A 23,548-nucleotide genomic window follows, 5' to 3' on the forward strand; every position below is an offset into this window, starting at 1 on the left:
GACCTTCTTTTATGGCAAGTGCTGCCCAGCCGACCCGCGACGATTTTGCGGCTCTCCTCAATGCCTCGCTCGGCGAGAATGAAAGTTTCGAAGGCCGCGTCGTTCGCGGCATCGTCACCGCGCTTGAAAATGATCTCGTCGTCGTCGATGTCGGCCTCAAGTCCGAGGGCCGCATCTCGATCCGCGAATTCGCCGGCCCCGACGGCAAGGCCGACATCAAGGTCGGCGACGAAGTCGAGGTCTATGTCGACCGCGTCGAGAATGCGCAGGGCGAGGCGATGCTCAGCCGCGACCGTGCTCGCCGCGAAGCCAGCTGGGATGCGCTCGAAGCGCAGTTCGCCGCTGGCGAGCGGGTCGAGGGGGTCATCTTCGGCCGCGTCAAGGGCGGCTTCACCGTTGATCTCAACGGTGCCGTGGCCTTTCTTCCCGGCAGCCAGGTCGATATCCGCCCGGTGCGCGATGTGACGCCGCTGATGAACCTGCCGCAGCCCTTCCAGATCCTGAAGATGGACAGAAAGCGCGGCAACATCGTCGTCTCGCGCCGCTCGATCCTCGAGGAAAGCCGCGCCGAGCAGCGCTCGGGCCTGATCAGCAGCCTCGCTGAAGACCAGATTGTCGAGGGCACGGTCAAGAACATCACCGATTACGGCGCCTTCGTCGATCTCGGCGGCATCGACGGCCTGCTGCATGTCACCGACATGAGCTACAAGCGCGTCAACCATCCGAGCGAAGTGCTCAACATCGGCGACGTGCTGCGCGTCCAGATCATCCGCATCAACCGCGACACCCAGCGCATCAGCCTCGGCATGAAGCAGCTCGAAGCCGATCCCTGGACGACCGCTGCGGCCAAGTACGGCGTCGAGACCCGCCACACCGGCCGGGTCACCAACATCACCGAATATGGCGCCTTCGTCGAGCTTGAAGCCGGGATCGAAGGCCTTGTCCACGTCTCGGAGATGTCGTGGGTGAAGAAGAACGTGCATCCCGGCAAGATCGTCTCGACCAGCCAGGAAGTCGAAGTCGTCGTTCTCGAAGTCGATGAAGAGAAGCGCCGCATCTCGCTCGGCCTCAAGCAGGCCCAGCGCAACCCGTGGGAAGTCTTCGCCGAAACCCATCCGGTCGGCAGCCAGGTCGAGGGCGAAGTCAAGAACGCCACCGAATTCGGCCTGTTCATCGGACTGGACGGCGAAGTGGACGGCATGGTGCACATGTCCGACATCTCCTGGGGCATCACTGGCGAAGCTGCGCTTTCGCGCCACCACAAGGGCGAGCGCGTCAAGGCCGTGGTCCTCGAGGTTGATGTCGAGAAGGAGCGCATCTCGCTGGGCATCAAGCAGCTTGATTCGGCGCAGGCGCCGCGCACCGAAGTCTCCGACGGCGGCTCCGATCTCAAGAAGGGCGATATCGTCACCGCGACTTTGATGGCCGCGCGCGATGGCGGCATCGAGGTCAGCCTTGGCGACGATGGCACCACCACCGCCTTCATCAAGCGCGGCGAACTCAGCCGTGACCGTGACGAGCAGCGCGCCGAGCGCTTCCAGCCGGGCCAGAAGGTCGACGCGATGGTCACCGGCTTCGAAAAGGGCCGCAAGCCGATCCTCAGCATCAAGGCGCTGCAGATCTCCGAGGAGAAGGAGGCTGTTGCCCAATATGGGACATCCGACTCGGGTGCCACGCTTGGCAACATCCTCGGCGCCGCCTTCAACAAGGCCAAGGAAGAGACCGACAAGGAGTAGCCTTGGGTCCGAATTGACCAAAAATCAGCAGACGGCGGGCCAAAAGCCCGCCGTCTCGCGTTTCATGCACCAAATTTCCTTCAATATATGCGCGGCCTAGCCCAGATTCATTTGCGTTTCGGCTTTGTTGCAGGCACGATACAATTCTTGTTAGCAAAGGCAGCGCGCCAAAGCCGATTGGGGTGAACCAGTGATCAGATCAGAACTGGTGGCAAAGATCGCCGAAGAAAATCCGCATCTGACGCTCCGCGATGTGGAGGCGATTGTCTCCACCATCTTCGACGAGATCACTAGCGCACTTGCCGAAGGTCGAAGGGTGGAACTGCGCGGCTTCGGTGCCTTTTCCACCCGTGCGCGTGACGCCCGCACTGGCCGCAACCCGCGCACGGGCACCGCGGTCAAGGTCGATGCCAAGCGCGTCCCCTATTTCAAGCCCGGCAAGGAACTGCGCGAGAAGCTCAACGAGGACAAGTAAGCGCGGCCTTTCCCTTGCCACGCTTCCTCCCTACAGCTTTGCGTCCGGCGCGGACGTGGCGAAACTGGTAGACGCAGCAGACTTAAAATCTGCTTTCCGTTCAGGAAGTGCGGGTTCAAGCCCCGCCGTCCGCACCACGCGCCTCATTGCTCCGCTCGCGCATAGCCAATAGGGACCAGTGGCGATGATCTACATCTGGCTCAATCTCGGCCCTATTCTTGCCGCCACGGCGCTCGGGCTGGTGCTTGCCGTCATCTGGCACAGGCTGCCCGGCGCGCCGTCGCTGGCGCTGGGCCGGCCTTCGCTGGTCATCGCCACCAGCCTTGCCGAATTCTGGCTCGCAGCGATTCTCGCCGGCGCGCTGATCCTCGCGCCGAAGGACCAGGCCGGCCCCTGGGTGATGGCCATCGGCTCGGGCGTGGTCATCTGGGCTGGTTTCGTGCTGCCCACGCTGCTCGTCAGCCAGCTCTACCGCGGTGCGCCTGCCGGCCATGTGCTGCGCGATCTCGGCTATTGGCTGGTGCTGATGGTGCTGCAAGCGGCCTTGCTGCAAAGTCTCGGCCTCGTCGCACCACCAGTCTGAACGGCCCTCAGCCTGGCTGACAGGACTGCCCAGCCCCAACCGCGGCCCCCGTCCCGGCCCCTGTGTTGTCGCATGGCCGTATCGAAGGTGGACCTTGCCCCCGCCAAGCTGCTATGAACGGCGCTATTGGAGAGAGATTTTGATGGCCGAAGGGAGCAATTGGGTGGAAATCGTGCTGCTGGCGATGCTGGCTGCGTTCATTGGGCTTCGACTTGTCAGCGTGCTTGGCAAGCGCACCGGCCATGAACCTGTTCCCACCGACAGCTTCCGTCCCGGCTCGCCCGAGCTGGTGGCGGCCCCGCGCAGCCGTGCGGAAAACAGCCCGCGCGCCGAGTGGAAGCTGCCCGATGGCACCGACCCGGCACTGAAGCCGGCGCTGGCCGCGTTGATGGACGTTGACCCCGCCTTCGAGCCGACCCGCTTCATCACCGGCGCCAAGGCGGCCTATCGCATGATCCTCGAAGCTTTCTGGAGCAGCAACAGCGGCGCCATGGAAGGTCTGGTGTCGGAAGAAGTTCAGGAGAATTTTGCTCAGGCCATCGAGGCGCGTGAAGGCGCGCGCCTGCAAAACAGGATCATCAGCATCGACGCCGCAACCATCACGGCTGCCGAACTGATCGGCCAGATGGCGGAGGTGACCGTGCGGTTTGTCTCGCGGATTGCCGCGCCGGGCGATGACACACCGGCCGAGACCGCGGACATCTGGACCTTTAGCCGCCATATCACGTCGCCAGATCCTGCCTGGTTGCTGATCGCCACCGACGCCGAGGCCTGACCGAAAGCGCGCCCGGCGTGTTGTCTCGCGCGCTTGTCCTTTTCTTGGCCGGTGCGCTTGCAGCCTGTACGGCAGCCCCCAAACCCGCACCCTTACCTTTGGCCGCCCGCAATGCGGCCGATCTGCCGCGCTCGATCGTCCCGCTGACGCTGCCGGCGGCGCCTGACACGCGCAGCCTTGCCGCTTTTCGCGCCGCCTGCCCCGCCGTGCTCGCGCGCCCTGACCGCTCTGGCCTGACCCGGCCGGAAGACTGGGCCACACCTTGCGAGGCGGCACAGTCGGCAACTAGCCCGACAGCGTTCTTTTCTGCACACTTTACCGCTGTCCGGCTTGGCGATGGCAAAGGCTTCGCAACCGGCTATTTCGAGCCCGAAATTGCCGCCAGCCGCACGCCGGGGCCGGGCTATGCCACCCCCCTCTACCGGCGGCCGCCCGATCTCGTGGAAGCCGATCTCGGCCTGTTCCGCCCTGAATGGCGGGGGCGGACGCTGCGCGGCCAGATCAAGGGCCAGAAGATCACGCCCTATCCGACCCGCAAAGCCATCGCCGAGGGCGCGCTCGCGGGCCAGCGTCTGGAGCTCGCCTGGGCGGCCGACGCCAATGCCGCCTTTTTTCTGGAAATTCAGGGCTCGGGGCGATTGCGTCTGCCCGATGGCACCATCATGCGCATCGGCTATGACAGTCAGAACGGCCGGGACTATGTCGCCATTGGGCGGGTGCTGCGCGATCAGGGCAAGCTCGAGCCGCCGATCAGCATGAGCAGCATCCTGGACTGGCTGCGCAGCCACCCCGTTGAGGCCCCCGCCATCCGCGCGGCCAACCCGAGCCAGATCTTCTTCCGTGAGCTGACCGGCCTCAGCCCCGAGCAAGGGCCGATCGGCGCGCTCGGCCATCCGCTCACGCCGCGGGTGTCTGCCGCTGTCGACCCCGCCTTCACGCCTTATGGCGCGCCGTTGCTCGTCACCCGACCGGGCGAGCCTGTGATGCTCCAGATTGCTGCCGACACCGGCGGTGCCATCCGCGGGCCGGGCCGCATCGACATGTTCCGCGGGCCGAGCCCGCTCGATTCGGGCGCGGCCGCGAGCGAGGCGGGAAATCTCGCCAGCTCGATCGACATCACGCTGCTGCTGCCCAATGCCGCCGCCGCCCGGCTGCAGGACAAGGCCCGGTGAGCCGCCCGCTCTCCCCGCAGGAGCGCGCGCTCTGGCAGCGTGTCGCGGCCACCGTCCGCCCGATGGCGCCCAAAAGCGCGCGCGCGCCGATCGAGCCTACGCCGCCCGCCCCGCGCGCTGCCGCCACACCAACGCCCGCGCCGCCAAGACCCGCATCGGTGCCGGCCAGACCTGCACCGCCGGCCATCGCCGCCACGCTCGATGGCAGCTGGGACAAGCGCCTGCGCAGTGGCAAGCTCACCCCTGACCGGGTGATCGACCTGCATGATCACAATCTCGAGCGCGCGCATCTGGCGCTGCACAGCGCGGTCGAAGCCGCTGCCGTGTCTGGTGACCGGGTGATTCTGGTGATCACCGGCAAGGGCCGGCCGGGGCGCCCGGGCCGCATCCGCGCCGAACTTCACGACTGGCTGGCCAGCGCGCGCATCAGCCACCATATCGCGGCGCTCCGCCCGGCCAGCCCCCGGCATGGCGGCAGCGGCGCCTTCTACCTTGTGCTACGGAGGCCAAGATGACCGTCCTTGTCACCGAGATCGAAAACCATATCGCCACCCTTACCCTCAACCGCCCGCAGGCGATGAACGCGCTCAACCGCGAGCTGCGCCTTGCCTTGGTCGAGGCCTGCGCGGCGCTTGAGGCCAATGACGATGTCCGCGTCGTCATCCTGACTGGCAGCGGCGGCCGCGCCTTCACCGCCGGGCTCGATCTGAAGGAGCTTGGCGCTGACGACAGCGCGCTGGCTGCGGCCGGCGGCGACGCTGACGATAATCCCTGCCGGGCGATTGGCGGGCTGAGCAAGCCGGTGATCGGCGCCATCAACGGCGTGGCCATCACCGGCGGCTTTGAGCTGGCGCTGGCCTGTGATGTGCTGATCGCGTCCGAAACCGCCCGCTTCGCCGACACCCATGCGCGTGTCGGCATCATGCCGGGCTGGGGCCTGTCGCAAAAGCTCGCACGCATCATCGGCCCGGGCCGCGCGCGCGAACTGAGCTTCACCGGCAATTTTCTCGATGCCGCCACCGCTGAGCGCTGGGGGCTGGTTAACCGCGTGGTGGCTGCGGCCGATCTCATGCCCGCAGCCGCTGCGCTGGCTCAGGACATGGCGAGCATCGATCCGGCCTTTCTGGCGCGCTACAAGGCTCTCATTAACGACGGCTTTGCCCTGCCGCTGGGGGAGGGTCTGATGCTGGAGGCGGCGCGATCGGGCGCTGCCAATGCTGCCGTTTCGGCCGCCGATGTCGCTGCCGCCCGGGGCGCCGTCACCGCGCGCGGGCGTACACAAGGATAGCCCCATGAGCACCCCCTTTCCCGGCTTTTCCACCGACAGCCTAGACAACCGTCTCGTCAATCCGGACTGCTATGCCGATGAAAGCGTGCTGGCCGACTATGCCCGGCTGCGCAGGGAGGACCCTGTCCACTGGACTGAGCCGACCGGCTTTCGTCCCTTCTGGTCGATCACCAGCCACGCCGACATCACCCGCATTTCCAAGGCCAACGACCGCTTCATCAACCGCCTGCGCACCTATCTCGCGCCCATCGAGGCCGAGGAATGGACGCTGTCGATGTCTGGTGACAGCCATTTGTTCCGCACGCTTGTCGATCTCGATGACCCTGAGCACATGAAGCTGAGGCGCCTCACCCATAGCTGGTTCCTGCCGCCCAATCTGAAGAAGCTCGAAGGCGAAATCGCGGCGATCGCCAAGGCCCATGTCGACCATATGCAAAGCCTCGGGCCGACCCTCGATTTCGTCAACGAGGTGGCGCTCTGGTATCCGCTGCGGGTGATCATGAAGATCCTCGGCCTGCCGGCGTCGGAAGAGAACACCATGCTGCGCATGACGCAGGAAATCTTCGGCCCGCAAGACCCCGACGTCATGGCCCGCTCCAAGCAGCTGACCAGCACGGCCGAGGGCAGCGCCAACACCCAGGTCGATGTCATCGCGCTGGCGCAGGAATTCTTCGCCTATTTCGGCGCGGTCACCGAAGACCGCCGCAAGCAGCCGCGCGACGACCTCGCCACGGTGATCGCGCGCGGCGAGATCGATGGCCGGCCGATCAACCCGGTCGAGGCGACCAGCTATTATGCCATTGTCGCCACCGCCGGCCATGACACGACCAGCTCGACCGCCTCGGGCGGGCTGCGCCAGCTCATCGAACATCCGGACCAGCTTGCCCGGTTGCAGGCCGAACCCGATCTCATCCCTTCGGCGGTGGAGGAGATGATCCGCTGGGTCACCCCGGTCAAACATTTCATGCGCACCGCCACCGAGGACACGCTGGTCGGCGACAAGACCATCAAGGCCGGCGATGCGCTGGCGCTCTTCTACTGGTCCGGCAACCGCGACGAGGCCGTGTTCGACACACCCGACAGCTTCCGCATCGACCGCGACCCCAATCCGCAGACCGCGTTCGGCAATGGGGTGCATCTATGCCTCGGCCTGCATTTGGCCCGCATGGAGCTGCGCGCGCTGTTCGCCGAGCTTCTGCCGCGGCTGAAGTCGATCGAGCTGGCCGGCACGCCGCGCAACACGGTGGCCAATTTCGTCTCCGGTCTGAAGACGCTGCCGGTCACGGTCAAATGGGCATGAGGCATGATCCCGCCCGGCTGCACGCGCCCGCCTATCCATGGTCGATCACCATGGAGACGCGCTATGCCGACATGGACCCCAACCGGCACCTCAACAACGTCGCTATCAGCCGCTTTTTCGAAGAGGCCCGGGTGCGCTTCAACTGGCACCTGCTCACCGCCGGCCCGGCCATCAGCCGTCCCCGCTATCTGGTCGCCCATGTGAGCGTCGATTATCTAGAGGAGGGGCATTATCCCGGCACCGTCGATCTCGGCTACGGGGTGCTCGCCATCGGGACCTCCAGCTTCCGCGCCGGCATGGCCATGTTCCAGCATGACAAATGCATCGCACTGTGCGAGTCGGTCCTCGTCCATCGCGGCGAAACCGGCCCGGCGCCGCTGCCAGGCCCGCTGCGTGATCGACTGCAAGCCTATCTGTTCAACACCGGAGCAAGCGCATGACCGACTTCACCACCCTCACCCTCACCCTCGATGGCGGCGATGTCACCATCAAGCTGCGCCCCGATCTTGCGCCCGGCCATGTCGCGCGCATCGCCGAACTGGCCAATGAGGGCTTTTATGATGGCGTCGTCTTTCACCGCGTCATCCCCGGCTTCATGGCACAGGGCGGCTGCCCCAATGGCACCGGCATGGGCGGCAGCGACAAGCCCAACCTGCAGGCCGAATTCAACGACGAGCCGCATGTGCGGGGCGTCTGCTCGATGGCCCGCACCTCGGCACCGCACAGCGCCAACAGCCAGTTCTTCATCTGCTTCGATGATGCCCGCTTCCTCGACAAGCAATATACCGTCTGGGGTCAGGTGACCGACGGCATGGACCTGATCGACGCGCTGCCCAAGGGCGAGCCGCCGCGCGCGCCCGGCAAGATCCTGAAAGCCCGCGCCGCCTGAACTGAAAAAGGCGCAGGCGGCGAACCGCCTGCGCCTTTCAGGCAGATTGAAACCCCGGCTCAGCGGCCGCGAAAGCCGCCTCCGCCACCAGCCCGGCGCGGTGCGCGCCCGGTCTGGCCGCCCGAACCCTTGCCGGCGAAGCCGCCACCGCTGGCGCTGCGGGGCCCCGCCGGGCGCACCTTGGCAGCCGGATTGGGGCGACGACCGCCGCCACTCGAAGGTCCGCGCTGTTCGCGCCGGGGTTCTTCCTCGCGCGGCGCGTTCTTCTCGCGCTGACGGGTTTCCTCCACGGCGGCGCGGAAGTTTTCCGGCAATGCGAGCACGGCCACTTTCTGCCTAGTGACCTTCTCGATGTCGCGCAGCAGCGGCCGCTCGTCATCGGCGCAAAAGGCGATCGCCTGCCCATCCTTGCCGGCGCGCGCGGTGCGGCCGATACGGTGCACATATTGCTCGGGCACATTGGGCAGCTCGTAATTCACCACATGGCTGACACCGGGAATGTCGAGCCCGCGTGCGGCGATGTCGGTCGCCACCAGAACCCGCACCGAACCGGCACGAAAGGCGGCCAGCGCGCGCTCGCGCTGCGGCTGGCTCTTGTTGCCATGGATCGCTTCCGCCTTGATGCCGGCATTGCCGAGCTGGCGCACGATCCGGTCTGAACCGTGCTTGGTGCGGGCAAAGACCAGCGCCCGGTCCACCGCTGGCGCCGAGAGAACCAGCTGCAGCAGCGCCGGCTTTTCGGCCTGATTGACATGGATCACCGCCTGTTCGACACGCTCGGCCGTGGTCGCGGCCGGCTTCACGGCCACCTTGACGGGGTCCTTCAGATAGCGCGCCGCCAGCTCCTCGATCGCCTTGGGCATGGTGGCAGAGAAGAACAGCGTCTGACGTGCGCGCGGCAACAGCCCGACAATACGCTTCAGATCATGGATGAAGCCGAGATCGAGCATCTGATCGGCTTCGTCGAGCACCAGCACCTCGACCTTGGAGAGGTCAAAGCTGCCCCGGTTGACGAGGTCGAGCAGGCGGCCCGGCGTGGCCACGGCGATATCGACGCCGGGAGACAGTGCCCGCTCCTGCCGCGGGATCGGCACGCCGCCGAAGATCGTCGTCACTGACAGGCGCAGGTTCTTGCCATAGGCGGTGAAGCTGTTGGCGATCTGGCTGACCAGCTCGCGCGTCGGCGCCAGCACCAGCACCCGCGTCGTCATCTTGAGGCGCACGCGGGGATTTTCGGACAGCTTGTGCAGGATCGGCAGCGCAAAGGCTGCCGTCTTGCCGGTGCCGGTTTGGGCGATGCCGCACAGATCATGCCCGGCCATCACCGGCGGGATCGCCTGCACCTGGATCGGGGTCGGCACATCATAGCCCTTGCTGGCCAGCGCGTCCGCGATCGGCTTCGACAGGTTGAAATCGGAAAAATTGGAAACAGTCATGATAATACTCTTCATTGCGGCGCAGCTGCGCCGGTTCGGGCCGGGCGCAGAATGGCGCACGGTCCCGCGGGGATGAACAACCCGCGTGATAAGGGTAGCCCTTGGCTGGGAGCTTCAGGTTGCGCTGCGAGGGACGCTCCCGCGCAGTCGCTTCAACCGGGTCTGGAGCCTGGGCGGCTGCAAGCCGATTTGCTTGCATCGCTGGCCCGATCACGCACCCGGTGCTGGGAGCAGACACGCGGTCTGCTGTGAAGCCGAAGTCGCAATGCGCAGCAAATGCCGGCCAAGTCAAGCGAATGCGCAGCCAGCCGATTGCCAGCCCGGCCCGATGACGTCATGCTCTCGTCACAGAACTGTCATACCAGCGGTCTAGGGCAAGCGCGTCCCCCCGCGCTCGGAAGGCGGTCGAGGGGCAAGCGCTGAGGGAGCGAAACTGTGGCAATCACTGGCTGGCCGATCGAGGGGGCGAGGCTCCAGCCGCTGGCCCTGCGCGGCGGCGAAGCGCTGCTCGCAGCGCTCGCGGCGGCCCTGCTGGCGCGGCTGCTCTGGGCGTTGATTACCCCTGCCGGCCCGGTGGGCGCGCCGCCGGCGCCAAACCCGCCGCGCGCTGTCAATCCGCAGGCGCTGTCGGCGTTCGACCCTTTTTTCCGGTCCGCCCCGGCCAGCCCGGACAGTGTCTCCGCGCTCGACCTCGCGCTGATGGGAACCCGCGTCGACCGGGCGTCCGGCCGCGGCAGCGCCATTCTCACCCTGCCCGATGACACACAAATGAGCATCGCGGTGGGCGAGGAGATCCTGCCCGGCGTTCGCCTTTTGTCGGTTGATTTCGATTCGGTCGCCATCGACAATCGGGGTGCGCGCGAGGCGCTGTTTCTCGATCAGTCACTGCCAGCCACATCACCGTCCGCACCCGTCCCGGCCCAGCCGGCCCCGCGTGAGCCTGACCAACCCCGCCTCGCGGCGGACCTTCAGGCCATGCCGCGCGTTGAAGACGGCGCCATCACCGGCTTCGTCCTGTCGCCCAAGGGTTCGGGCCGCGCCTTTGCTGCCGCCGGCCTGCAGTCAGGCGATGTGCTGACCGAAGTCGAGGGCGCGCCGGTGGCCAGCCTTGGCGACCCGGCAGCGCTGGCGCGGCGGCTTGATGCCGGTGGCCTCAGCCTGACCATCGAGCGCGGTGGTGCTGCGCAGACCCTGCGCCTTGGTGCCGGCGGGGTCGCGCAATGATCCGCAAGGCGCTTCTGGCCCTGCTGCTTGCCGCCAGCCCGCTCGCGGCGCAGCAGACCGTCAACCTGCGTGACGCCGATGTCCGCGCCTATATCCAGGACGTGGCGCGCGCCACGGGCCGCACCTTCATCATCGACCCCCGCGTGCAGGGCAAGGTCAGCGTCGTCTCCGAGCGTCCGCTCGGGCAGACCGAATATTTCGAGCTGTTCCTGTCAACGCTCCGCGCCAATGGCCTTGTCGTCAGCCCGGCCGGCGGCGGCGCCTACCGCGTCTCGCCAGCCGACGGCGCGGCCACCAGCCCGGGGCTCAGGGGCGGCGCCAACAGTTTCGTCACCGAAGCGATCCGTCTCAATGCCATTGATGCTGCCAGTGCAGTCGAATCGCTGCGCCCGCTGGTCAGCCGCGAAGGCCAGCTGACCGCCAACCGCACCGGCAACAGCATCATCATCGCCGATTATGCCGACAATGTCCGCCGCATCCGCCAGGCGCTGGCCCAGCTCGACCAGAGCCGCAACACCACAACCGTCGTTGCGCTCGAAAATGCCGGTGCGCGCGAGATCGCAGCCGCCCTGCGCGACCTCGCGAATGCCACGCGCGGCGCGGACGGCGGCAACCAGGTAGGGATCGTGCCCATCGACAGCTCCAACAGCATTGCGCTGCGCGGCGATCCCGCCGCCGTCGCCGACCTCGCCAAGACCGTGCGCGATCTCGATGGCCGCGCCGCTGATGGCAGCGATGTCCGCGTTGTCTTCCTCAACCATGCCGATGCCGAAACATTGCTGCCCGTGCTTCAGCAGCTCGTCGGCCAGGCGGCCACCGCGCCCAGCGGCACCAGCGCGCTGCCGCCCAGCCAGATGGCCGGCACCAGCAGCGGCGCGCCCCAAGGTCAGGGCCAGGGTGCCCAGGGCGGGTCTGGCCTGCGAAGCCTTGTCCAGCGCGGCCCGGCGAGCAATGCTGCGGCCAGCGCCGGCCCCGTGCCCGGTGCCACCATCGGCGATGGCCGCGCCGTCATCGCCCGCTTCGAGGGCGCCAATGCCCTTGTGATCTCGGCACCGGCCGAAGTGCAGCGCCAGCTTGGCGAGGTCATTCGCCAGCTCGATATCCGCCGCGAACAGGTGCTGATCGAAGCGATCATCGTCGAGATTTCCGATGTCGCGGCCCAGCGGCTGGGGGTCCAGTATCTGCTGACCGGCACCGGCGGCAGCAGCGTGCCCTTCGCCGCCAGCAACTATTCCAACGCCTCGCCAAATCTTTTGGCGGTCACTGGCGCTGTCGCTGCCGAGCGCGAACTGGGCAGCGACAACCCCACAACTCAGGTCCTGCGCGAAGCCGCGCTCGCCAGCCTGCTCGGCACCACCGGCGGCACCTTCGGGCTCGGCGGGGAACTTGGCAATGATGCGCTGTTCGGCATCGTGCTCAACGCGGTCAAGACCGACACCGCCTCGAATGTGCTGAGCACGCCGTCGGCCATGACGCTCAACAACGAAGTCGCCCATATCCTGGTTGGTCAGGACATTCCGATCACCACCGGCGAGGCGCTCAGCAACAACTTCGACAATGCCTTTCGCACCATCCAGCGGCAGAATGTCGGCATCCTTCTCGATGCCCGGCCGCAGATCAACGCGGGTGGCACCATCACGCTGCAGATCCGGCAGGAAGTCAGCTCGGTCGCCGGGCCGGTCAGCCGCACCTCGAACGAGCTGATCATCAACAAGCGCGAAATCACCACCACCGTCGCCGTCGATGATGGCCAGATCATCGCGCTCGGCGGCCTGATTGACGAGAATGAGCGCGAGACGCTCGAAAAGGTGCCGCTGCTGGGCGATATCCCGCTGCTGGGCAACTTCTTTCGCTCGCGCTCGACCAGCCGCACCAAGACCAATCTGATGGTCTTTCTTCGCCCCACCATCGTCAAATCGCCCGGCGACGCGGCCCGCCTCGCCGGCCAGCGCTACGAGTATATGACCGACGCCGAAGCCAGCGCCCGCGCCAGCCGCGGCATGGCCGATCTCCCGTCCGCCCTTGATGCGCTGGTGCGCGATTATCTGCGCGCCGCGCCGCCCGGCGACGCCGGCGCCAAGACGCCGTGAAGCTGCCCTACAGCTTCGCCCGCCGGCACGGTGTGGTCATCACCGGCGAGGGTGAAGACGCGGTCGCGGTTGCGCTGCGCGACGGCGACGATGCCAGCGCCCTGATCGAGGTCCGTCGCTTCGCCCGGCGGCCGTTGCGCATCGAGCGGGTCGCCCCCGCCCGCTTCGACCGCATGCTCGCCGACAGCTATGCCGGGGACGGCATCGCTGCCGCCGCTGCCATGGAAGACGGCGGGCTCGGCGCCATGGTCGAGAGCATTCCGACCGCCGAAGACCTGCTCGACAGCGCCGATGAAGCGCCGGTCATCCGGCTGATCAACGGCCTGATCGCCGAAGCCGCGCGCGAAGGCGTGTCCGACATCCATATCGAGCCTTACGAGTCTGCGCTTGTCGTGCGCATGCGCGTCGATGGCCAGCTCACCGAGCGGCACCGTCTGCCCGCCGCCGTCGCCCCCATGGTGACCAGCCGAATCAAGGTAATGGCGCGGCTGGATATCGCCGAGCGCCGCCTGCCGCAGGATGGCCGCATCGGCCTGGCGCTTGGCGGCAAGTCGCTCGACGTGCGCGTCAGCACCCTGCCCAGCCGCGCGGGCGAGCGCGTCGTGCTGCGCCTGCTCGACAAGGAGAATGCCGGCATCGGCCTTGAAGCGCTCGGCCAGCCGCCGGCGATCGAGGCGATCTTCCGCTCCGCACTGACCGAGCCCAATGGCATGGTGCTCGTCACCGGCCCCACCGGCTCGGGCAAGACCACCAGCCTCTATGCCGGGCTCAAGCTTCTGAACGACGGCAGCCGCAACATCCTGACGGTGGAAGACCCGGTTGAATATGCCATGGACGGGGTGGGGCAGACGCAGGTCAATGCGCGCGTCGGCCTGAGCTTCGCCAATGGCCTGCGCGCCATCCTGCGGCAGGACCCGGACTGTGTGATGGTGGGCGAAATCCGCGACTCCGAAACCGCCGACATCGCCGTACAGGCGGCGCTGACCGGCCACCTCGTTCTGTCTTCTGTTCATACCAATGATGCCGCCGGAGCGATCACCCGGCTGCGGGATTTCGGGGTCGAGCCCTTCCTCATCGCCTCGACCCTGCGTGCGGTCATTGCCCAGCGCCTTGTGCGCCGGCTTTGCCCGCACTGCGCCGAAACCGCCCCGCTCGATTCCGCACGGGCCGCCCTCATCGGCTTGCCGCCGGGAACAACAGTGCGCCATCCGGTCGGCTGCGAGGCCTGCGCGATGAGCGGCTGGCAGGGCCGCACCGGCGTGTTCGAGGCCATCCGCATCAGCGAGCCGATCCGCCAGCTGATCATGGCCGGCGGCGATGAAGCCGCCATCACCGCGCTCGCCTTCGCCGACACACCCTCGCTCGCCGCAGCCGCCCGGGCGCTGGTCGCGCAGGGCCTGACCACGCCCGAGGAAGCCGCCCGCGTCATGCGCGCGGGCGATGCGCCGCCAATCGCGGAGCCGGCGCATGGCTGATTTCCGCTACGCCGCGCTCGATTCCGATGGCCGCGAGCGCCGCGGCCGGATCAAGGCGACCAGCCCCGACGCCGCCCGCGCCGCGCTGATAGCCAAGCAGCTTTTTGCCACCCAGCTCGACCCGGTGTCCGACGCCGCACCCGCCCCGTCGCCGGCGCGCGCGGCCCCGGCCAGGCTTTCAGGCCGCACGCTGATGCTGTTCACCCGCCAGCTTGCCACGCTGGTGAGCGTGATGCCGCTCGCCGATGCGCTGCGCACGCTGGCCGCCCAGGCCGAGCCGGAGCGCGCCCGCGCCGTGCTGGCCCGCGTCCATGCCGGTGTTGCCGAAGGCCGTCGGCTGGCCGACGCGCTGGCGCTCGAACCCAAGAGTTTCTCGGCCCTTTACCGCGCCACGGTCGCTGCCGGCGAGGCCTCGGGCACGCTGCCGGAAAGCCTGGAGCGCGTCGCTGCCCTGCTCGAACGCCAGGCTGAGGTGCGGGGCAAGATCATCGCCACGCTGGCCTATCCCGCGGCGCTTATGGTGGTCGCCGTTGTCGTCGTCGCCGCGCTGATGATCTTCGTTGTGCCCAAGGTCGTCGCCCAGTTCGATACCGTGGGCCAGACGCTGCCGCTGCTGACCCGCATCGTCATCGCGCTTTCCGATGTGCTGGCCGCCAGCTGGTGGGCGATTCTGATCGGCCTCGCAGTGGCTGGCTTCGGCTTCTCGCGGGCGCTCGCCCGTCCCGCCTTTCGCCTACGCTTCGATGGCTGGCTGCTCGGCCTGCCGGTCGCCGGGCGGCTATTGCGCGCGCTGGATGCCGCCCGCCTCGCCCGCACGCTCGCCACGATGGTCGCCAGCCGCCTGCCGCTGGTCGAGGCGCTGGCGCTGACCGCACCCACACTTTCCAACCATGTGCTGCGCGCTGCCGCCACCGAGGCGATGGTCAGCATCCGCGAGGGCGCCAGCCTGTCGGCAGCGCTGCGCCGCACCGAGGCGTTTCCGCCATTGCTCGCCGCCATGGCCGCCGGCGGCGAGGGCGCGGGCCGGCTCGACCTGATGCTGGCGCGCGCCGCCGACTATCTCGAACGCGAGTTCGACAGCTTCACCAGCACCGCGCTGGCCTTGCTTGAGCCCGCCGTCATCCTCATCATGGGCGGCATGGTCGCGGGCATCGTGCTCTCGATCTTGCTGCCCCTTCTCCAGCTCAACAGCCTCGCCGGCCTCTGAGGATCCTCATGACCAAGCGCAAAAACGGTTTCACTCTTCTCGAACTGATGGTCGTCATCGTCATCATCGGGCTACTCTCGACGGTGGTCGTGCTCAATGTGCTGCCCAGCCGCGACCAGGCGCTGGTCGAAAAGGCCCGGGCTGACATCGCGCTCATCGAGCAGGCGCTCGATCTCTACCGGCTCGACAATCTGACCTATCCGAGCGCCGCCGACGGCCTCGCCGCGCTCACCGCGCCGCCCGCCGGCCTGGCCGACGCCTCGCGCTACCGCCCCGGTGGCTATATCCGTCGCCTGCCCGACGACCCCTGGGGCAATCCCTATCAATATGCCAACCCCGGCACCCGCGCGCCGGTGGAAATCTATTCGCTGGGCGCCGACGGTCAGCCCGGCGGCGAAGATGACAATGAAGACATCGGCAACTGGTAGGCATCCGCACCGCGAGGCCGGCTTCACCCTCATCGAGCTGATGGTGGTCATCACCATCCTTGGCCTTGCCGCCGCCACCGTGGTTTTCAACGCGCTGCCCACTGGCCCCGATCCGCGCGCCGAGGCCGAGCAGCTTGCCGCCCGTCTCGACGTGGCGCGCACGCTGGCGATCACCGCCAACACTGATACCGCGCTCCTCCTTTCCGAATCCGGCTACAGCTTCGAACAGCGCGGGCCGGCTGGCTGGCAGACGCCGCGCATCCCGCCGCATGACTGGCCGCAGGGCCTTGCGGTCGTAGCCCGGATCGAAGGCGGCGGCCGGTTGCGTTTCGATTCGACCGGGCTCGCCACGCCCGCGACCATCACGCTTGGCCCGGCGCGCGTAACCGTTTCGGGCGCGGGGGAAATCCGTGTCGAGTGACGCGAGGTCCACCGCGCTCGGGTCGGCGCCATTGCGTGTCATCCCCGGCCATGACGCGGCAAAGCCGCGTCTCGACGTCGAACGGGTTCAGCTGGCCGATGGCCATCTGCCCCGCCGGCCGCGCTCGCGCGAGTCGATTGCCAGCTTCGCTGCCGCCGCGCCGCGCTGCGCGGGATTTACGCTGCTTGAGGTGCTGGTCGCGCTCGCCGTGTTCAGCCTGGCCGCGCTGGCCATGCTTCGCCTGCAAGGCGCCAGCATCGCCACGGCCACCCGGCTCGATGAAAAGCTGATCGCCGCCATCGAGCTGGAAAACCGCGCCGCCGACCTGATGCTGCAGACCCCGGCCCCCGCCTTCGGCACGCAAGGTGGCCAGAGCGAGATCGCCCGTCGCCCCTTGCTCTGGACAGCGACGATTGCCGCCACCCCCGACCCGGCGCTGGAGCGCATCGACCTGCAGATCACCGACGCCAGCGGCAATGTTCTGGCCAGCCAGACCCTGATCCGGCCCGCCGCATGAGCCGCCGCAACGGGTTCACTCTGGCCGAGCTACTGGTCGCGCTGGCGCTGTTCGGCCTCATCGCCGGGGCCAGCGTCGCCATGCTCGCCATGGGCGTCAACACCCGCGAGACCATGCAGGCCCGGCTCGGCGACCAGGCCGCGCTACTGCGCACCCGCGCGCTTCTCGGCGCCGATCTTGGCCAGGCCACGCCGCGCCGCACCCGCGACGAGGCCGGCCGGCCCGTGCCCGCCTTCACCTCCGCACCTGCCCAGGGATTGCTGTTCGGGCTTGTCCGTGCCGGCTGGTCAAACCCCGATGCAGCCCCGCGCGCCAGCCTGCAGCGCATCGAATATCGCCTTGTCGGCGACGCGCTGCACCGGCAGGCGGCCGCCCATCTCGACGGTGCGCCGCTCGGGCCGCCAGCGGTGCTGCTGCAGGGATTGACGGCGGCGGCGCTGCGCATCCACGTCGATGGCGCCTGGCATGACCGCTGGCCGCCGCTGGGCCGGGCGGAAGCCCCCGAAGCCTTGCCCGATGCGGTCGAGCTGACGCTGGACAGCCCTGCCACGGGTCGTCTGCGGCAGGTCTTCCTGCTGCCGCCGGACAGCCTGCCATGAGCCGTGCTGTCAGACCCGCCGAGCGCGGCGCGGCGCTGCTCGCCGTGCTGATGCTGGTTGGCGTCATGGGCGCTATCGCCGCCACGCTGCTCGAGCGCACCCGCAGCGCCAGCCTGATCGTGGCCAACCTCCTGACCCGCGAACAGGCCAGCGCCGCCGCCCGCGCTGCCGAAGCGCTGGCCGTGCGCCGGATCGATGCGCTGCTCGGCGCGTCGGACCGCGCCACGCAGGCCGGCGGCTGGCAGGGCCGCCCGATCAGCCTGCCTCTGCCTCAGGGTATCGCCACCCTGACCCCGCGCGACGGCGGCAACTGCTTCAACCTCGGCAGCCTGATTACGCGCTCAGGCCCGGAGTCGCTGGTGACCCGGCCGCTGGCGGTCAGTCAGTTCGCCACGCTGATGGGCGCGCTCGGCGTGCCCGATCCGCAAGCCCGCAGTGTCGCCGCGGCCGCTGCCGACTGGATGGACAGCGATGATCAGCCAGGGCCGCTCGGCGCCGAAGACAGCAGCTATGCCGCATCCGGATACCGGACCAGCGCCACGCTGATGGCCGACCCCTCGGAGTTGCGGGCGGTCTTCGGCATGACGCCGTCCATTTATGCGCGCATTCGCCCCTTCATCTGCGCGCTGCCGGTCTCGGACCTGTCGCCGATCAACCCGAATACGCTTCTGCCCGCCCAGGCCCCGCTGCTGGCCATGCTGCTGCCAGAAACCCTTGGCCCGCCACAGGCCCGGCTCGTGGAGGCGCGGCGCATCCTTGCCACGCGTCCCGAACAGGGCTGGGAATTGGTCGAAGCCTTTGCGACGTCCGAGGCGCTTCGTGACCAGCCCTTGCCAGGCGACGTCTTGCAGCAGCTCAGCGTGCGCACAAACTGGATACGTCTTGCGCTCAACGTCAGCAGCGGCGACACAAGCCTTGCCGGCACCACCCTTGTCGATGCAAGGCGATCACCGGCACGGGTCGCCCAGCGCCGCTGGCAGGATGACGAATGAAACGGCTGCTCTTCCTCACCGCTGACGACGGCGCCCATTGGTGGCAGGTCGACGCGAGCGGCACCTTGATCCGGCGCGGCGACGGCGCGCCGCCGGCTGACGACATCCCGGTCCTTGCCATTCCGCCGGCCGAGGCGGTCACGCTTCGCCGCATTGCCTTGCCCGCGCTGGCCCCCGCACAGGCCCGCGCTGCCGCCCGCCACATCGCTGCCGACCATAGTGCGGCCCCGCCCGAGAGCCTTCACGCCGCCATTGGCGCCGCTGAGCCTGATGGCCAGCGCTGGCTCGCGGTCACCAGCACGAGTGACATGGCCCGCTGGACATCCCGCCTTGAGCAGCTTGCGCCTGAAGCCCCGCTGGTGCCGCTGCCACTGCTGCTTCCGGCTCCTGCGATGCTCGACCATGCCGGCCTCGCTATCGTTCACACGAACGACCAGGCCTTCGCCGCCGAACCCGATCTCGCGGCGGCACTGCTTGATCCCCTGCCCCCGGCCATCAGCGAGACCGAGTTCGCCCGGGCCCTGTCGACCACGCCACCGCTCGATCTGCGCCAGGGCGCGTTCGCCCGCTCCTCGGGTTTCGGCCCGAGCCCGGTCCAGCTGCGCCGCCTCGCGCTGCTTGCCGCCAGCGCCGCCGCCCTCTGGGTTGCCGGCGATGTCGCGTCATGGTGGCAAGGCGCGCGCGCCGCTGCGGCTGCAGAGGCGACGCGTGACCGGCTGGCCGCCAGCCTCCTTCCACCCGGTGCGCCGCTCACCAACGCCCGCGCCCAGGTCGAGGCCCTGGTCGCGCGCCAGACCAGCGGGCTGGCAAGCCGGCTGGCCGGTCCGCTCATGCAAAGCCTCGCCAGCCGCCCCGGCGTCAGCCTTGCCGCGCTTGCCCTCGACAACAGCCGCCTGACGGCCACGCTCGACAATCCGACCCCCGGCGATGTTGCAGCCATCGAGGCAGAACTCCGAGCACAGGGGCTGGCCGTCACTGCCAGCCTGCCGCGCACCATCGCAAGCCGCCCGCATATCGATCTGGAGGTCAGGCAGCCATGAGTGCGCTCGCCGCCTTCTGGCAGGCGCGCTCAGTCCGGGAGCAGCAGCTGCTTGGGCTGATGGCGCTGCTGGCGCTGCCCATTCTCATCTGGCTGCTGGTCCTGCGCCCGCTTGGCGAGGCCCGCGCCGATGCCGCTCGCCGCCTTGCTGCTGCCACGGCTGACATTGCCGCGCTCGGCACCGCCAAGGCCATGCTCGAGACTGCACCCGCCGCCGGCGTCGGTCCGGTCATGCCCCGCGTGCAGGCCGCCGTCAGCGCGGCCGGCCTCAGCCTGTCCAGCCTTGATGCAAGCGGCCCGAACGGCGTCACCGCGCGCATCGCAGCGGCGCGCGCACCGGTCCTGCTCCGGCTGATCGCCGCGCTTGAGGCCGACGGCATCAGCGTCACCAGCCTCAGCGTCAGCCGCAACCAGGACACCAGCGTCAACGCCCAGTTCACCGCGACCGCTGCATGATCCGCGCCTTCGCCCTGCTCGGCTTCCTTATTGGCGCCTTGGCGCTGCTGCCGCTGCGTCTCGTCATGCCCGCCGGCCTTTCCGCCAGCAGCGCCGAGGGCTCCATCTGGAAGGGCCGGCTGACCGATGCTTCATGGCGCGGCATTCGCCTTGGCACGCTCGATGTGCGCCTTCAGCCATTGCCTTTGTTACTGGCCAGTGCGCGCCTGCGCATCGATGGCCCCGATCTTTCTGGCACGTTGATCCTTGGACAAGGGGTCGAGGCCCTGACCGGTCGCCGCCCGCTGACGGGCTTGCCGATCACCAGTCTCGAAGCGCGCGATCTCAATTTGCGTTTCGGCAATGGCCAGTGCCAGTCTGCCAGCGGCACCGTCACCGCCACGCTTCCCGGCAGCCCGGCCCCGGTCTCGGCCACACCGCGCTGCACCGGCGCGACGGCCAGCCTCACCCTTGCCAGCCCAGACGGTCTGGCGAGCCTCACCCTGGCGCTCGGCGCCGATGGCCAGCTCCGCATCCTGACATGAGCTGGCTGCTCGTCTTTACCATGGCGCTGGACATGGCTTTGGGTGAGCTTCCGCCCCAGCCGCTTGCTGCTGATCAATGCGCCATGGCGCTGTGGGACAAGTCCAGCCAGAAGCGCATCGCCTTCTGGCCCGCTGCATCGCCGCTGCTGCTGGCCACGACGCCGACGCCAAGCGGCCTTGCGCCCGAGCCGGGCAGCGGCGAGGGCACGCCGGTTCTTGGCCTGCTGCCAAGGGCCAGCTTCAGCGCCGATGGGCTCAGCGCGCGTCTCGATGTCGAGATCAGCGCCAACCCGGGCAGCAAGAGCGCCACCATCCCCAGCGGCACCCTCACCCTCACCACGCCCGACGGAACCGCCCGCATCATTCCCGTTGCCGGGATCATCGGCTGTGGCTGAAACCCGCGCCACCAGCCTGCGCGAATGGGCCATCGCGGTGGCCGGCGGGCTGGCGCTTGCCGCCGGGCTGGTCATCTGGCTGCGCCCGCCCGCGCCCCGAATCACCCCGCCCGCGACCGAGCGCGCACCGCCGCCGGCCGCCGTCGTCCCGGCACCGGCGCCCCCTGCTGCGCGTTCAACGCCGTCCAGCCCGCCCCCGCTCATATTGCGTGGCGTGCTGCCCCGGAGCGACGGCGGCAGCGCCATTCTGGAGGACGAGGGCGGCAGCCAGCGGCTTGTCGGGCTTGGCCGCACGGCCGCGCCGGGATGGCAGCTGGCCGCGCTTGATGCCACCAGCGCCACGCTGGAAGCCAGCGACGGCACGCGCCACCGGCTCTTCTTCGAAACCACCTCAGGCGCGATTCGGCCGGCTGAAAAAGCGCCGCAAACCATGCCAGCGCCGGTGCAGAAGGTGCGCGTTGAGGAGCTGGCAGCGACAAGCACCGCTTACCGACTCGCGCTCAGGCCCGTTCGCGGCGACACTGGCATCACCGGCTGGGCCGTTCAGACTCCGGAAACCGTGCCGCTGTTCCGCCTCGCCGGCCTCAACCCGGGTGACGTGCTGCTCGCGGTCAATGGCCGTGAGCTGTTCAGCGAGGAGAAGATCATTGAGCTTCCTCAGGAAATCAACGATTCGAACAGCGTAGAGCTGCGGGTTGACCGGGGTGGCGAAAATATCACGGTGCGCCTCGACCTGTTACGCTGACACAAATCGGTAACGATACAGCAACACTGCCGTCACGAATCGCGCCTAATGCCGCGTTTGTCAGATGAACGGGTCCGCCCGCCGTCTGTCCCGAGATCAACGCAAACAGCATCATCAAGCGGCCGCACAGGGCCAAATCAGGGGACACGCAACATGACGCAGCTTCGGACCTACCTGCTTCTGGGCTCCGCCCTCGCGCTCGCCGCCTGCAGCGGCGCCAACGACATTGCCTCGCCCGGCGAAGGCGTCATCGTCGTTCCCGCCCCGGCCCCGGCTCCTGCTCCGGCTCCGACGCCCACCCCGACCCCGACCCCGACGCCGACCCCTGGGCCGGCGGCCAACTGCCCCGGTAGCCTGACGCCCGCCGGCACCATCGCCAACCGCCTGATCTGCCAGATCTCCGGCACCATCACCGGCTCGCTGCGCCTGCAGAACCTCGCCGGCGTCATCTATTCGCTCAACGGCCAGGTCAACGTCGGTCAGGATCAGGGTGCTGACCCGGCCAACCCGATCGCTGGTGCTCAGGCCGGCACGCTGACCATCGATCCCGGCGTCAAGATCTTCGGCTCTTCTGGCGCCGATTCGCTGGTCATCAACCGCGGCTCGCAGATCTTCGCCGAAGGCACCCCCACCAACCCGATCATCTTGACCGCGCGCGCCAATATCGAAGGCACGACGACGGACAACTCGATCAGCCTCTGGGGCGGTCTGGTCGTGCTCGGCCGCGCGCCGATCCACCAGTGCATCGGTTCCGTCACGCCTGGCACCGTCGATTGCCAGAACCGCGTCGAAGGCCTTGCCAACACCTTCTACGGCGGCGCCCGCGCCATCGACAGCAGCGGCCGCCTGCGCTATCTGCAGGTGCGCTTCCCGGGCTTTGAAGTCGCGCCGGGCAATGAGCTCAACGGCATCACCTTCGCCGGCGTTGGCTCCGGCACCTTCGCCGAGAACATCCAGGTCCACAACAGCTCGGACGACGGCATCGAATGGTTCGGTGGTCGCATCAACCACCGCTATCTGGTGGTGACCGGTGCCGACGATGACAGCCTCGACACCGACTTCGGCTATCGCGGCTTCCTGCAGTTCCTGCTCGTGGTCCAGCGCTCTGCCGGTGGTGACCGCATCGTCGAAGCCGAAACCAGCGGTTTCGAACTTCTGACGCCGCGCTCCTTCCCGCGGATGGTCAACTTCACCTTCGTCAACAAGCGTTCGTCCGATCCGCTGTTGTTGCGCGGCGGCACCGACTACGCCTTTGTCAACGGCCTGATCTCGGCAACCGCGAGCACCTGCCTCGACATCGACGGGGCCCAGACGGTCGCTGCTGCATCCGGCAGCAACAGCGATCCCGCCCAGAACGAGGCCGGCCCGCCGATCTTCCGCTCGGTGCTGTTCGGCTGCGCCACCACCTTCCGCGATGAGACTGACGTGCCGGGCACGCTGATCGAGCCGCTGGTGACAGGCAACAACAACGTCCGCAACTATGTGCCGACATTGACCGACGACTTCCTGCCCGGTGCCACCGAGACCGGCGCCACGGCGACCGACCCGACCTTCCTCGGCGGGCCGCTGACCTTCGCCAACTATGTCGGCGCCTTCCAGAATGCGTCGGACACCTGGTACGCTGGCTGGACCTGCGGCATCGCCGGGCAGCCGTCGTGCAACGACGTGCCGGCCGACAACGGCAACTAAGACAGGGAACGCCGGGCAGCGATACCCGCTGCCCGGCTCGCCTGCCGCAGCCAACCGCCGGACCGGGTCTCCGGCCGCTCGCTTCGACAGGTC

At 68.1% G+C, this 23,548-nt stretch carries 26 protein-coding genes and 1 tRNA gene; 26 read left to right on the forward strand and 1 reads right to left on the reverse strand.

The window, feature by feature from the left end:
* The first annotated feature begins 11 nt into the window (after window positions 1-11).
* From rpsA to ACMVO5_RS07355, 11 genes are all read left to right on the forward strand, one after another.
* Entirely contained in the window at window positions 12-1,736 is a 1,725-nt protein-coding gene (gene rpsA / locus ACMVO5_RS07305) for a 30S ribosomal protein S1 (protein WP_416906865.1), read from the forward strand.
* Between the two features lie 190 nt (window positions 1,737-1,926).
* On the forward strand, window positions 1,927-2,211 hold the full coding sequence (ihfB, locus tag ACMVO5_RS07310; protein ID WP_416906866.1) for an integration host factor subunit beta: 285 nt from the start codon (window positions 1,927-1,929) through the stop codon (window positions 2,209-2,211).
* A gap of 49 nt (window positions 2,212-2,260) precedes the next feature.
* Window positions 2,261-2,348, forward strand: a tRNA-Leu gene (locus tag ACMVO5_RS07315).
* A gap of 47 nt (window positions 2,349-2,395) precedes the next feature.
* Entirely contained in the window at window positions 2,396-2,794 is a 399-nt protein-coding gene (locus ACMVO5_RS07320; protein WP_416909330.1) for a hypothetical protein, read from the forward strand.
* Window positions 2,795-2,936: 142 nt separating this feature from the next.
* Complete coding sequence (locus tag ACMVO5_RS07325) at window positions 2,937-3,569, forward strand: Tim44/TimA family putative adaptor protein (RefSeq protein ID WP_416906867.1); 633 nt, start codon at window positions 2,937-2,939, stop codon at window positions 3,567-3,569.
* A gap of 98 nt (window positions 3,570-3,667) precedes the next feature.
* Window positions 3,668-4,741 (forward strand): murein transglycosylase A, encoded by a 1,074-nt coding sequence (locus ACMVO5_RS07330; RefSeq protein ID WP_416906868.1) that lies wholly within the window; start codon window positions 3,668-3,670, stop codon window positions 4,739-4,741.
* On the forward strand, window positions 4,738-5,256 hold the full coding sequence (locus ACMVO5_RS07335; RefSeq protein ID WP_416906869.1) for a Smr/MutS family protein: 519 nt from the start codon (window positions 4,738-4,740) through the stop codon (window positions 5,254-5,256). Before ACMVO5_RS07330 ends, ACMVO5_RS07335 begins: the two co-directional genes overlap by 4 nt.
* Entirely contained in the window at window positions 5,253-6,029 is a 777-nt protein-coding gene (locus ACMVO5_RS07340) for an enoyl-CoA hydratase (RefSeq protein ID WP_416906870.1), read from the forward strand. Before ACMVO5_RS07335 ends, ACMVO5_RS07340 begins: the two co-directional genes overlap by 4 nt.
* 4 nt (window positions 6,030-6,033) lie before the next feature.
* A complete protein-coding gene (locus tag ACMVO5_RS07345; RefSeq protein ID WP_416906871.1) occupies window positions 6,034-7,329 on the forward strand; it encodes a cytochrome P450 in 1,296 nt (431 codons plus the stop codon).
* Entirely contained in the window at window positions 7,326-7,769 is a 444-nt protein-coding gene (locus ACMVO5_RS07350; protein WP_416906872.1) for an acyl-CoA thioesterase, read from the forward strand. The genes ACMVO5_RS07345 and ACMVO5_RS07350 overlap by 4 nt, the downstream gene beginning before the upstream one ends.
* Complete coding sequence (locus ACMVO5_RS07355; RefSeq protein ID WP_416906873.1) at window positions 7,766-8,218, forward strand: peptidylprolyl isomerase; 453 nt, start codon at window positions 7,766-7,768, stop codon at window positions 8,216-8,218. Before ACMVO5_RS07350 ends, ACMVO5_RS07355 begins: the two co-directional genes overlap by 4 nt.
* Window positions 8,219-8,277: 59 nt before the next feature.
* On the opposite strand, the gene ACMVO5_RS07360 is transcribed toward ACMVO5_RS07355, so the two are convergent.
* Window positions 8,278-9,654 (reverse strand): DEAD/DEAH box helicase, encoded by a 1,377-nt coding sequence (locus ACMVO5_RS07360; RefSeq protein WP_416906874.1) that lies wholly within the window; start codon window positions 9,652-9,654, stop codon window positions 8,278-8,280.
* 435 nt (window positions 9,655-10,089) lie between these two features.
* Between ACMVO5_RS07360 and ACMVO5_RS07365 the strand changes: the two genes are divergently transcribed.
* From ACMVO5_RS07365 to ACMVO5_RS07435, 15 genes are all read left to right on the forward strand, one after another.
* On the forward strand, window positions 10,090-10,878 hold the full coding sequence (locus ACMVO5_RS07365; RefSeq protein ID WP_416906875.1) for a type II secretion system protein N: 789 nt from the start codon (window positions 10,090-10,092) through the stop codon (window positions 10,876-10,878).
* On the forward strand, window positions 10,875-12,968 hold the full coding sequence (gene gspD, locus ACMVO5_RS07370) for a type II secretion system secretin GspD (protein ID WP_416906876.1): 2,094 nt from the start codon (window positions 10,875-10,877) through the stop codon (window positions 12,966-12,968). The genes ACMVO5_RS07365 and gspD overlap by 4 nt, the downstream gene beginning before the upstream one ends.
* Window positions 12,965-14,443, forward strand: a complete 1,479-nt coding sequence (locus tag ACMVO5_RS07375) for a GspE/PulE family protein (RefSeq protein WP_416906877.1) — start codon at window positions 12,965-12,967, stop codon at window positions 14,441-14,443. The genes gspD and ACMVO5_RS07375 overlap by 4 nt, the downstream gene beginning before the upstream one ends.
* On the forward strand, window positions 14,436-15,650 hold the full coding sequence (gene gspF, locus ACMVO5_RS07380; protein WP_416906878.1) for a type II secretion system inner membrane protein GspF: 1,215 nt from the start codon (window positions 14,436-14,438) through the stop codon (window positions 15,648-15,650). Before ACMVO5_RS07375 ends, gspF begins: the two co-directional genes overlap by 8 nt.
* An 8-nt stretch (window positions 15,651-15,658) precedes the next feature.
* Complete coding sequence (gene gspG, locus ACMVO5_RS07385; RefSeq protein ID WP_416906879.1) at window positions 15,659-16,078, forward strand: type II secretion system major pseudopilin GspG; 420 nt, start codon at window positions 15,659-15,661, stop codon at window positions 16,076-16,078.
* Complete coding sequence (locus ACMVO5_RS07390; protein ID WP_416906880.1) at window positions 16,050-16,499, forward strand: GspH/FimT family pseudopilin; 450 nt, start codon at window positions 16,050-16,052, stop codon at window positions 16,497-16,499. Before gspG ends, ACMVO5_RS07390 begins: the two co-directional genes overlap by 29 nt.
* A complete protein-coding gene (gspI, locus tag ACMVO5_RS07395; protein WP_416906881.1) occupies window positions 16,489-17,016 on the forward strand; it encodes a type II secretion system minor pseudopilin GspI in 528 nt (175 codons plus the stop codon). The genes ACMVO5_RS07390 and gspI overlap by 11 nt, the downstream gene beginning before the upstream one ends.
* Entirely contained in the window at window positions 17,013-17,615 is a 603-nt protein-coding gene (gspJ, locus tag ACMVO5_RS07400) for a type II secretion system minor pseudopilin GspJ (protein WP_416906882.1), read from the forward strand. The genes gspI and gspJ overlap by 4 nt, the downstream gene beginning before the upstream one ends.
* Window positions 17,612-18,607, forward strand: coding sequence for a type II secretion system minor pseudopilin GspK (gene gspK, locus ACMVO5_RS07405; protein ID WP_416906883.1), 996 nt, complete (start codon window positions 17,612-17,614; stop codon window positions 18,605-18,607). Before gspJ ends, gspK begins: the two co-directional genes overlap by 4 nt.
* Complete coding sequence (gene gspL / locus ACMVO5_RS07410) at window positions 18,604-19,647, forward strand: type II secretion system protein GspL (RefSeq protein ID WP_416906884.1); 1,044 nt, start codon at window positions 18,604-18,606, stop codon at window positions 19,645-19,647. Before gspK ends, gspL begins: the two co-directional genes overlap by 4 nt.
* Window positions 19,644-20,102, forward strand: coding sequence for a type II secretion system protein GspM (gspM, locus tag ACMVO5_RS07415; protein WP_416906885.1), 459 nt, complete (start codon window positions 19,644-19,646; stop codon window positions 20,100-20,102). Before gspL ends, gspM begins: the two co-directional genes overlap by 4 nt.
* Window positions 20,099-20,626, forward strand: a complete 528-nt coding sequence (gene gspN, locus ACMVO5_RS07420) for a type II secretion system protein N (protein ID WP_416906886.1) — start codon at window positions 20,099-20,101, stop codon at window positions 20,624-20,626. Before gspM ends, gspN begins: the two co-directional genes overlap by 4 nt.
* Complete coding sequence (locus tag ACMVO5_RS07425) at window positions 20,623-21,021, forward strand: hypothetical protein (RefSeq protein WP_416906887.1); 399 nt, start codon at window positions 20,623-20,625, stop codon at window positions 21,019-21,021. Before gspN ends, ACMVO5_RS07425 begins: the two co-directional genes overlap by 4 nt.
* Window positions 21,014-21,766, forward strand: coding sequence for a hypothetical protein (locus ACMVO5_RS07430; protein ID WP_416906888.1), 753 nt, complete (start codon window positions 21,014-21,016; stop codon window positions 21,764-21,766). Before ACMVO5_RS07425 ends, ACMVO5_RS07430 begins: the two co-directional genes overlap by 8 nt.
* A gap of 153 nt (window positions 21,767-21,919) precedes the next feature.
* Window positions 21,920-23,455: a hypothetical protein gene (locus tag ACMVO5_RS07435; protein ID WP_416906889.1), complete on the forward strand. Its 1,536-nt coding sequence runs from the start codon at window positions 21,920-21,922 to the stop codon at window positions 23,453-23,455.
* Window positions 23,456-23,548: the final 93 nt, after the last annotated feature.

The organism is Polymorphobacter sp. (assembly GCF_048007885.1).
Taxonomy (GTDB): Bacteria; Pseudomonadota; Alphaproteobacteria; order Sphingomonadales; family Sphingomonadaceae; genus Sandarakinorhabdus.

What these genes read in the sequence shown, in the direction of transcription:
- rpsA (WP_416906865.1), top strand. Translation starts at nt 12, where the DNA reads ATGGCAAGTGCTGCCCAGCCGACCCGCGACGATTTTGCGGCTCTCCTC.
- ACMVO5_RS07320 (WP_416909330.1), top strand. Translation starts at nt 2,396, where the DNA reads ATGATCTACATCTGGCTCAATCTCGGCCCTATTCTTGCCGCCACGGCG.
- ACMVO5_RS07325 (WP_416906867.1), top strand. Translation starts at nt 2,937, where the DNA reads ATGGCCGAAGGGAGCAATTGGGTGGAAATCGTGCTGCTGGCGATGCTG.
- ACMVO5_RS07340 (WP_416906870.1), top strand. Translation starts at nt 5,253, where the DNA reads ATGACCGTCCTTGTCACCGAGATCGAAAACCATATCGCCACCCTTACC.
- ACMVO5_RS07345 (WP_416906871.1), top strand. Translation starts at nt 6,034, where the DNA reads ATGAGCACCCCCTTTCCCGGCTTTTCCACCGACAGCCTAGACAACCGT.
- ACMVO5_RS07350 (WP_416906872.1), top strand. Translation starts at nt 7,326, where the DNA reads ATGAGGCATGATCCCGCCCGGCTGCACGCGCCCGCCTATCCATGGTCG.
- ACMVO5_RS07355 (WP_416906873.1), top strand. Translation starts at nt 7,766, where the DNA reads ATGACCGACTTCACCACCCTCACCCTCACCCTCGATGGCGGCGATGTC.
- ACMVO5_RS07360 (WP_416906874.1), bottom strand. Translation starts at nt 9,654, where the DNA reads ATGACTGTTTCCAATTTTTCCGATTTCAACCTGTCGAAGCCGATCGCG.
- gspD (WP_416906876.1), top strand. Translation starts at nt 10,875, where the DNA reads ATGATCCGCAAGGCGCTTCTGGCCCTGCTGCTTGCCGCCAGCCCGCTC.
- gspF (WP_416906878.1), top strand. Translation starts at nt 14,436, where the DNA reads ATGGCTGATTTCCGCTACGCCGCGCTCGATTCCGATGGCCGCGAGCGC.
- gspG (WP_416906879.1), top strand. Translation starts at nt 15,659, where the DNA reads ATGACCAAGCGCAAAAACGGTTTCACTCTTCTCGAACTGATGGTCGTC.
- ACMVO5_RS07390 (WP_416906880.1), top strand. Translation starts at nt 16,050, where the DNA reads ATGACAATGAAGACATCGGCAACTGGTAGGCATCCGCACCGCGAGGCC.
- gspJ (WP_416906882.1), top strand. Translation starts at nt 17,013, where the DNA reads ATGAGCCGCCGCAACGGGTTCACTCTGGCCGAGCTACTGGTCGCGCTG.
- gspK (WP_416906883.1), top strand. Translation starts at nt 17,612, where the DNA reads ATGAGCCGTGCTGTCAGACCCGCCGAGCGCGGCGCGGCGCTGCTCGCC.
- gspL (WP_416906884.1), top strand. Translation starts at nt 18,604, where the DNA reads ATGAAACGGCTGCTCTTCCTCACCGCTGACGACGGCGCCCATTGGTGG.
- gspM (WP_416906885.1), top strand. Translation starts at nt 19,644, where the DNA reads ATGAGTGCGCTCGCCGCCTTCTGGCAGGCGCGCTCAGTCCGGGAGCAG.
- gspN (WP_416906886.1), top strand. Translation starts at nt 20,099, where the DNA reads ATGATCCGCGCCTTCGCCCTGCTCGGCTTCCTTATTGGCGCCTTGGCG.
- ACMVO5_RS07425 (WP_416906887.1), top strand. Translation starts at nt 20,623, where the DNA reads ATGAGCTGGCTGCTCGTCTTTACCATGGCGCTGGACATGGCTTTGGGT.
- ACMVO5_RS07435 (WP_416906889.1), top strand. Translation starts at nt 21,920, where the DNA reads ATGACGCAGCTTCGGACCTACCTGCTTCTGGGCTCCGCCCTCGCGCTC.